Raw genomic sequence first — 8,437 nt, forward strand, 5'->3', positions numbered from 1 at the left:
TTTTCTTCTTTATTGGGAGATTCGAGTGACTTATCTAAATTTTCTACATTATCTTTATTATCTTCTTTAGGGAGAGACTTCATAAATTTAGAAGATTCTTCATTTATATTTTTATTCTCTTCATCTATATTTTTATTTTCATCAGCTAGACTTTTATTTTCATCATCTGAAGTTTTAAGATTTTCTTCTGGTTCAGTTTCTTTAACATCTGAGTCTTTGATGTTTTCATTCTCGTGAGAAGCGCTTGTGCTTAAATAAGTATTCTCGTTTGTCTTTATATTTTCTTCAGATGTGTTTTCTTTTTCTATATAAATTCCACTTTTTAATTTTTTCACATCGGAAAAGACTTCGCTTAAATTTTTAGATCCGAGATACATTTTAATATTGTTTAGGTTATTTAATGCGCCTTTTGCGTATTTAAAAGCTGCCTCGCCTGCTATTAAGTAAATTCTTAGGTAATCTTCTTTTTTGGAGACATTTCTAATAAATAATATTGCCGCTTCGCCAGTTCTTGCAAGAGATGGGCCTTCGTAATATATTTTGCCTATGCCGTCAATTTCAATTCCGCCTTCAACACTTGCAACTTTTAAATTAGAACTTATGGCGTAATTAGTCATCTCTTCTAGATTATTCATTGTCAAAAATCTCAAATCTTTTGCCTTTATGTCAACATAAGATCCGCGTTCATTTACTTTATAATTTAAAATTTCAAAATCAGTGCTCTTTTCAATGAAATGTCTAAAGAGTGCATTGGAAAGATTCTGTTGCATAATGCCCAGTCTCTTTTTCCAATTGATGCTAACTTCAACATAGTCTAGGTCATTATCTATTAAATAAAACTCAGAATTATTTTTGTATCTTACAGGTTCTTTGCCGTTTATTTTAAACTCGTCGCCTTCAACATTTATGCTTCCCATAAAGGCAGGGTAGTGAAGGAGTTTTCCATAAACTTTTTCATTCTCTGTAATTTTATCTACTATTTCAACTTTGTATGTTTTTCTATAAGGATTAATCATCGTGCTTGTCATAAAAACCTCCAGAAATAATATTATCATAAAAGTGGGAAAAATACTCTAAAAAAGATATAATTGAGTTGGTGATATTATGTTTTTTCTATCCACTATTTTTGGCACGCTAGCCGGCGCGTTATTTAAAAATATTATTTACATATTAATCATTGCTATAATTTTTTGCATCTTTTTATATAAGTTTTATGATTACAAATATTTTTATATATTTCCATTAATTTTTATGGCAGTGTTTTTAAATTATAGAAATAGGGACTATGATTTAAATAGTTTTGACGGCGAGATTATTGGTACTGTAGTCTCTTCTAAGTCCGATGAATCAATAATAAAAACAAAGTACATAAATGGGAAAGAGTTTAAGACTAAAATTTTATTTTTTGACAAGCTCAATCTTGGCCATGTTTATAAAATTTCTGGGGATTTCAAAAAGCCTCTTCCTTCCATGAACGAGGGAAACTTCAATTCCAATTTAAATTTTAAATCGAAGGGAATATATTCGATTGGAAAAATAAAAAATTGTCAAGATATTAGTTCTGGAAATAGGATCTATAAAGTTCCAAAGTTTTACATAGATAATGCCAACAAAATTTTTGATAAATATTTAAATAGCAGAAATACACGTCTTTTAAAATCAATAGTGCTGGGGGATAGGAGCGAGCTTTTTGACTATCAAAGCGAAAGGTTTAAGTCTCTTGGCATAAGTCATATACTTGCAGTTTCTGGTCTTCACATTGGAATATTATCTTCCTTTTTAAATATAATTTTAATAAAATTAACTGGGAGAAAAAGACTTACTGACTTAATTACATTGGTCCTTATCGGAATATATATTTTTGCAATTGGAGCACCTGTTTCAGTCCTTAGAGCATTTTTGTTCCTGATTTTATATAAGTTAAGTTTTTATTTAAAAATAGATTTAAATCCAAAAGAAATTTTCTTCATAAGTCTTGGAATTATTTTATTCGTAAATCCAATGTCCATTTATTCGACTTCACTTATTTTAAGCTACGGTGCAATCTTTGGAATGTTATTTATATATCCAAGACTAAAAAGTTATGTAGCAGATGATAACAAAATAACTAAGTCACTACTTATTACGGCATCAGTATTATTAATTTTATTTCCAGTACTTGCCTATATTTTTGGAAGTGTGAGCCTTCTGGTTTTTATTGCAAATATTTTAATAATTCCAATTTATTCGCTTGTGATTGTGCTTGGATTTATAATGAGCTTTGGAATCTTTCCAAATATTATTGGTTTCTCAGCTAATTTTATTTTAAACAGTCTCTACGGTTTCGAGTCAATTATTTTAAATTTGAGATTTTTATCTATCGATAACTTAAGTATTAATTTCACCTTAATGGGACTTTTTTATTTTGCTATCTTAGTATTTTTCTATAAAGATAAAAAAGAGAGTTTGATCAGTAAAAATAGAGTGGTAATTTTCTTATACATCGTCACAATTTTAATTGGCACAGGCTTTGAAATAATCTCAAATTACAATACTTATTTTGAAAGACATATTTATGTGGGGCAGGGAGATTCATCTCTTATTAGCTACAAAGGCAGTAATTATTTAATTGATACTGGCGGCGCAAGGTATGAAAATAAAACTTTCGAAAAATTTTTACAGCCAGTTTTAAATCATAATGGCGTCCACAAATTAGATGCGATTTTTATTTCGCACTTTGATGAGGATCACGCTGGAAATTTAGAAAAGATTTTAAAAAATTATAAAGTAGATAATATTTTCTTTTCATATCTTCCAGAAGATGTTGAAGTTTTGGAAAGTGCAAGTAAGCATTCCAATTTAAAAATTTTAAATAAAGGCGACGAGATTATTTTAAATAGAGATATAAAATTAAAAGTCTTAAGTGATAATGAAAAGACAAATTACAGCGATCCAAATGATAGATCTCTTGTATTTGTTCTCGATTATAAAGGTTTAAGGACTCTTTTTGCTGGAGATATTTCAAAAGAAGTTGAGAAAAATATTGATGCTGATATTGACATTCTAAAAGTCGCCCATCACGGATCAAAAACCTCAACAAGTGAAGAATTTTTGGAAAATACTTCTCCACAAATTGCAATAATTTCATCAGGTGTAGACAATCCCTATGGACATCCTCACGATGAGGTTATCGAGAGGCTAAAAAGTTTTGGAACAAAAATTTATAACACAAAAGACTGCGGTGAAATAATAATTTCTAAGGATAAAAGGGGAAACGTCAATCTTAATTATTTTCTCGAGAAAACAAAAATTAATTTTTTGGCACTATCTGTTATAATATTAAAGAGCGTTATACTATATATTTGTGCAAAGGAACATTATGAATTACAAGAAGATTTACTCAGATGATACTCACTCTGGTGCATACTTGTTTTATGGCAGGGAGAAGTATCTAATAGAAAATGCAATTAAATACTTGACAGTAAAATATGTAAAAGACACGGCGGCTTTTAATTTGGTTAAGCTCGATGGAAAGAATATCAGTCCATCTGATGTAATAAGTGCGTGCGAAACTTATCCCGTGATGAGCGATAAAAAAGTTGTAATAGTAAAAGATGTTGTGGACTTTATAAGTGAAAATGATCTTAAAAAAGATTTTTACGATTTTTTGGACAACATTTCTGATTTTGTAATTCTAATTTTCTGGGACAGATCAAATATTAAAAAGAACACGAAGCTTTTTAAATATTTCAAAAATTTAAACAGAGATATGGAGTTCCCACAACTTAATAACAAAGATCTGTCTAATTTTATTAAGGGATATTTCATCAGGAAAGGGAAGAAGATTAATCCATCGGAAATCCAATACTTAATTGAAGAGTCGAATTATAATTCTAGAAACGAAGAGATTACTCTACTTGATCTCAAGTCTGAATTGGATAAATTGGTTTCTTTAAATAGTACTGGTGTAATTTCAAAAGATGATATAAATTCTTCCATTACAGAAGGAATCGACACGAATATTTTTAATTTTCTCGACGCCATGATGAAAAGAGATGTAAATCTTGCACTTGTGGAGATGGATAATTTATATAAATTAAATGAGCCAGTCTTAAAAATATTTACAATGATTGTAAGACAAGTTAGAAATTTTTTATCTTTTGTGTCCTTGAGGGACAAGGGCTATTCAAACCTCGAGATAATGAATATGATTGGTGTTAAGAATTTTGAATTTAAAAAAATTACAGTAAATGCCAAAAATTTCGACAAAAAATTCTTAGTGGATTTTTATGATGAGCTAATTAAGACTGACGAACTCTTCAAAACTACATCAATTGATGAAAAAGTTATAATGGAAACATTAATAGTTAAATATTGTGTAAAATTGGCTTGAATTATTGGAAAAAACATGGTAAAATAGCAAATGCGTTAAATTATTTGGAGGTGAAAAAATGGCAAATATTAAATCAGCTATCAAAAGAATTGATATTGCAAAAAGAAACACTGAAAGAAATAAACCAGTTAGAACTGAAATGAAAAATGCAATTAAAAACTTCAACCAAGCTATTGAAGAAGATAGAATTGACGATGCAAAAGAACTTTTAATCGTTGCTGACCAAAAACTTAAAAAAGCAGCAAATAAAAATGTAATTCATAAAAAACAAGCTTCTAGAAAAATTAGTCGACTAGCAAAGAAGCTTAATCAAAAGGTTGCAGGCTAAGAGAAATTTTCCCGGGAAAGTTTCTCTTTTTCTTTATTGTAAAGTTTGGAGAAACTTTCTGTTGAGAGTTTTGTATATAAAATTTAATTTTATTTTATAGCATTAGTTGAGATTTAAGAAATTAAAAGATATAAAAATTAATTTACATAAAAAAGGATGACTCTATAATATTTGGAGCCATCCTTTTTAAATATTACTAGTTTAAATAAAAAAATCTAATTCAACGGAGTTTGACAAGTCTCTTCCAAGAGTTGTCAATTTATAATTGTCATCTTTCTTTTCTAATAAACCACTCTCTATATTTTTTTTAATTGCACTTCTATACTTCTTTTCAAAGTCAATATTAAATCTTTCGTTTATCTCGTTAACATTTATGCCTTCGTTTAATCTAATTCCCATAATTATAAATTCATTTAATCTGTCGTCTATAGACAAATCTTCTTTAAATCCAATTGGTTTTTTATTTTCATCTATTTTTTCATAATAATCTAGAAAATTATAGTAATTAGTGTAGCGAGTATTTGAAATATTTGAAGAAGCTGAAAGGCCAAAGGAAATATAATCTTTTAGCTTCCAGTATTTTAAATTGTGGCGACATTCATATCCTTCTTTTGCAAAGTTTGATATTTCATATTGTTTGTAGCCGAGCGCCTCTAGAGAATTTACTACATAATGATACATTTCTCTATCTTTTTTTTCATCGGCGAAAGCCTTATCGTTATTTTTGTACCTATCATATAGAACAGTCCCTTCTTCTAGAATGAGGGAGTAGTAGGAGATGTGAGTGGATTTAAGCTTTTTAACTTCTTCGATAGACTCATAAATGTCTTCCATTTTTTGGTTGGGAAGGGCGAGCATGAGGTCTAAGTTAAAATTTTTAATTCCAGCGGCATTAACATTTTCTACAGCTTTTAAAATTTGAGATTTATTGTGCACTCTTCCAATGTCTTTTAAAATATCGTCATTAAAAGACTGCGCGCCAATTGAAATTCTATTTATGCCAAAGGATTTATAAGCACGCAGCTTTTTTAGGCTCAGCGAATTTGGATTTGATTCAATAGAAATCTCTGCATCCTTTGATATCTCAAAATTATTTAGTTTCTCTAAGATTTCTCCAATATATTTTTCGTCCACAGAAGATGGAGTGCCTCCGCCGATAAATATGGAATCAATTACTCTATTTTTTAAAATATCTTTATACAAATCAATTTCTTTTTGCAAGTATTCAAAATATTTTTTTACATTTTCTTCATTAATAATAGAAGAGCAGAAGTCACAATAGTGACATCTACTCTCGCAAAAGGGAATATGAATGTATATTCCAGTATTAATTTTCTTCATCATATTTTAACACTGCCAAGAAAGCATCTTGCGGAATATCTACGTTTCCAACAGTACGCATTCTCTTTTTACCTTCTTTTTGTTTTTCAAGAAGTTTTCTCTTTCTTGAAATATCTCCGCCGTAACATTTAGCAAGTACGTCTTTTCTAAGAGCTCTTATAGTTTCTCTTGCTATAATTTTATTTCCAACTGCAGCTTGAATTGGAACTGCAAATTGTTGTCTTGGTATTACATCTTTTAATTTTTCACAAATCTTTCTAGCTCTTTGATAAGAGTTGGACTCGTGAACGATAATTGAAAACGCGTCGACTAATTCTTCGTTAATTAAAATATCAAGTTTAACAAGTTTTGACTCTTGATAGCCACAAAGTTCGTAGTCATAAGATGCATAACCGCGAGTTTTTGATTTTAATGCATCGAAGAAGTCATAAATAACTTCGTTAAGTGGCATTTCATATGTGATTAGGGCTCTTGTTTCTTCAAGATACTGCATATCTTTAAAGACGCCACGCCTATTTTGACAAAGCTCCATAACTGCGCCAACATAGTCAGTTGGAGTCATGATTTCCGCCTTAACGATTGGCTCTTCCATAAAATCAATTTCAGTTGGGTCTGGCAAATTAGTTGGGTTTTGAATTTCCAATAGCTCCCCATCTTTTTTCATAACCTTATAGATTACTGATGGTGCAGTCGTAACTATATTAAGATCAAATTCTCTCTCAAGTCTTTCTTGTATGATTTCCATGTGAAGTAGACCCAAGAAGCCGCATCTAAATCCAAAGCCAAGTGCAGCAGAAGTTTCTGGTTCAAACACGAGAGCTGCATCATTTACTTGTAATTTTTCTAAAGCATCGCGGATTTCTGTATATTCTTCACCTTCGCCGGGATAAACTCCAGAAAACACCATTGGAACAACTTTTTTGTATCCAGGCATTGGCTCATCTGTTGGGTTATCGACATGAGTTATTGTATCACCAACACGCGCATCAGTTACGTTTTTAATTGATGCAGTGATGTATCCAACTTCGCCTGCTGAAAGGGAATTTAGGGTGATGTGTCCATTTGCAATTACACCAACTTCAACAACTTCAAAAGTTTTGCCTGTTGCCATCATTAGTATTTCATCGCCAGGTTTAACTACGCCGTCAACAATTCTAACGTGACAGATTACACCTAAGTAAGAATCATAAATTGAGTCAAAGATTAAAGCCTTTAAAGGTTTTTTTGGATCTCCCGTAGGATGAGGCACATCGTCAACTATGTGATGAAGGACATCATCTATTCCAATGCCTTCTTTTGCAGATATTAGTGGAATGTCACTTGTATCAAGACCGATTAAATCTTCAATTTCAAGTTTGATTTCCTCTGGCCTTGCACTAGGAAGGTCAATTTTATTAATTACTGGTACAAGTTCAAGGTCTTGGTCAATTGCAAGGTAGACATTGCCAAGAGTTTGTGCCTCTACACCTTGAGAAGCATCTACTACTACGATTGCTCCTTCACAGGCTGCAAGTGATCTTGAAACTTCGTAGTTGAAGTCGACGTGTCCTGGTGTGTCAATTAAGTTTAAAATGTATTCTTTTCCATCTCTATCATCTTTATAAATTAGCCTAATGGCTTTTAATTTAATAGTGATTCCGCGTTCGCGTTCAAGGTCCATGGAGTCTAGGACTTGTGCTTCCATTTCTCTTTTTGTAAGCATTCCTGTAGATTCAATTAATCTATCGGCAAGTGTAGATTTACCATGGTCGATATGTGCGATTATAGAAAAATTTCTAATATTTTCCTGATTGTTCAAAGTTACCTCCATTAAATTTATTATTATAAATATAAACTACTTTCTAAAGTCTTCCTCTATTGTCAAAAGGAAGAATTCTATAAAAAGCAACAGATTTTATTCTTTTCTTATCAATTGGTCCAAAATATCTTGAGTCTTCACTTTTACCTGGGAGTCTGTTGTCTCCCATTACAAAGTATTCATTTTCTTTTAAAGTAAATTTATCGATGTCGGAATAAGTAATATCAGATGAAGTGTAATTTTCATCAAGTTCTTTGCCATTTACAAAGACTCTTCCGTCTTTAAACTCAATAGTGTCTCCGCCTTTTGCAATTACTCTTTTGATAAAGCTTCTGTTGTCATTAGGTGGATTAATTACAACTATCTCGCCTGGCTTAACATCAGTGAAGCGTCTGTATGAAAGACAAATTAACTTATCTTTTTCATGTAAAGTTGGTTCCATTGATTGGCCATTTACAACGGCTATGTTAAAAATAAAATTTCTAATAAAAAGTGCAATAATTACTGCAATTAAAATCGTAATAAAAAAGGACAAGCCTTCACTTTTTTTCAAATAATCATCTCCAATAATACCTATTTTATCATAAATATAATGAAG

General features: G+C 30.7%; 6 protein-coding genes and 1 pseudogene. 3 read left to right on the forward strand and 4 right to left on the reverse strand.

The window, feature by feature from the left end:
- A pseudogene (locus ACOX6R_RS06205) lies at nucleotides 1-1,028 on the reverse strand (alanyl-tRNS synthetase); the annotation flags it as partial.
- A 223-nt stretch (nucleotides 1,029-1,251) separates the two neighbouring features.
- On the opposite strand from ACOX6R_RS06205, the gene ACOX6R_RS06210 reads away from it, so the two are divergent.
- Genes ACOX6R_RS06210 through rpsT form a run of 3 tightly spaced genes read left to right on the forward strand, consistent with a single transcriptional unit; the run spans nucleotide 1,252 to nucleotide 4,700 of the window.
- Nucleotides 1,252-3,387, forward strand: coding sequence for a DNA internalization-related competence protein ComEC/Rec2 (locus ACOX6R_RS06210; protein WP_433448368.1), 2,136 nt, complete (start codon nucleotides 1,252-1,254; stop codon nucleotides 3,385-3,387).
- Nucleotides 3,359-4,372, forward strand: coding sequence for a DNA polymerase III subunit delta (holA, locus tag ACOX6R_RS06215; RefSeq protein WP_433448370.1), 1,014 nt, complete (start codon nucleotides 3,359-3,361; stop codon nucleotides 4,370-4,372). Before ACOX6R_RS06210 ends, holA begins: the two co-directional genes overlap by 29 nt.
- A 58-nt stretch (nucleotides 4,373-4,430) precedes the next feature.
- The gene (rpsT, locus tag ACOX6R_RS06220) at nucleotides 4,431-4,700 is read left to right on the forward strand and encodes a 30S ribosomal protein S20 (RefSeq protein WP_433448372.1); all 270 of its coding nucleotides are present in this window, start codon (nucleotides 4,431-4,433) and stop codon (nucleotides 4,698-4,700) included.
- Nucleotides 4,701-4,901: 201 nt separating this feature from the next.
- Here rpsT and hemW read toward each other — a convergent pair whose 3' ends face one another.
- From hemW to lepB, 3 genes are all read right to left on the reverse strand, one after another.
- Nucleotides 4,902-6,041, reverse strand: coding sequence for a radical SAM family heme chaperone HemW (gene hemW / locus ACOX6R_RS06225; protein WP_433448378.1), 1,140 nt, complete (start codon nucleotides 6,039-6,041; stop codon nucleotides 4,902-4,904).
- On the reverse strand, nucleotides 6,028-7,839 hold the full coding sequence (gene lepA, locus ACOX6R_RS06230; RefSeq protein ID WP_433448374.1) for a translation elongation factor 4: 1,812 nt from the start codon (nucleotides 7,837-7,839) through the stop codon (nucleotides 6,028-6,030). The genes hemW and lepA overlap by 14 nt, the downstream gene beginning before the upstream one ends.
- 43 nt (nucleotides 7,840-7,882) lie before the next feature.
- Nucleotides 7,883-8,437: signal peptidase I (gene lepB, locus ACOX6R_RS06235; protein ID WP_433448376.1), on the reverse strand; the 555-nt coding region annotated here is incomplete at its 5' end.

Origin of the sequence: Peptoniphilus sp., from assembly GCF_050943655.1 — a bacterium.
Taxonomy (GTDB): Bacteria; Bacillota; Clostridia; order Tissierellales; family Peptoniphilaceae; genus Peptoniphilus_A.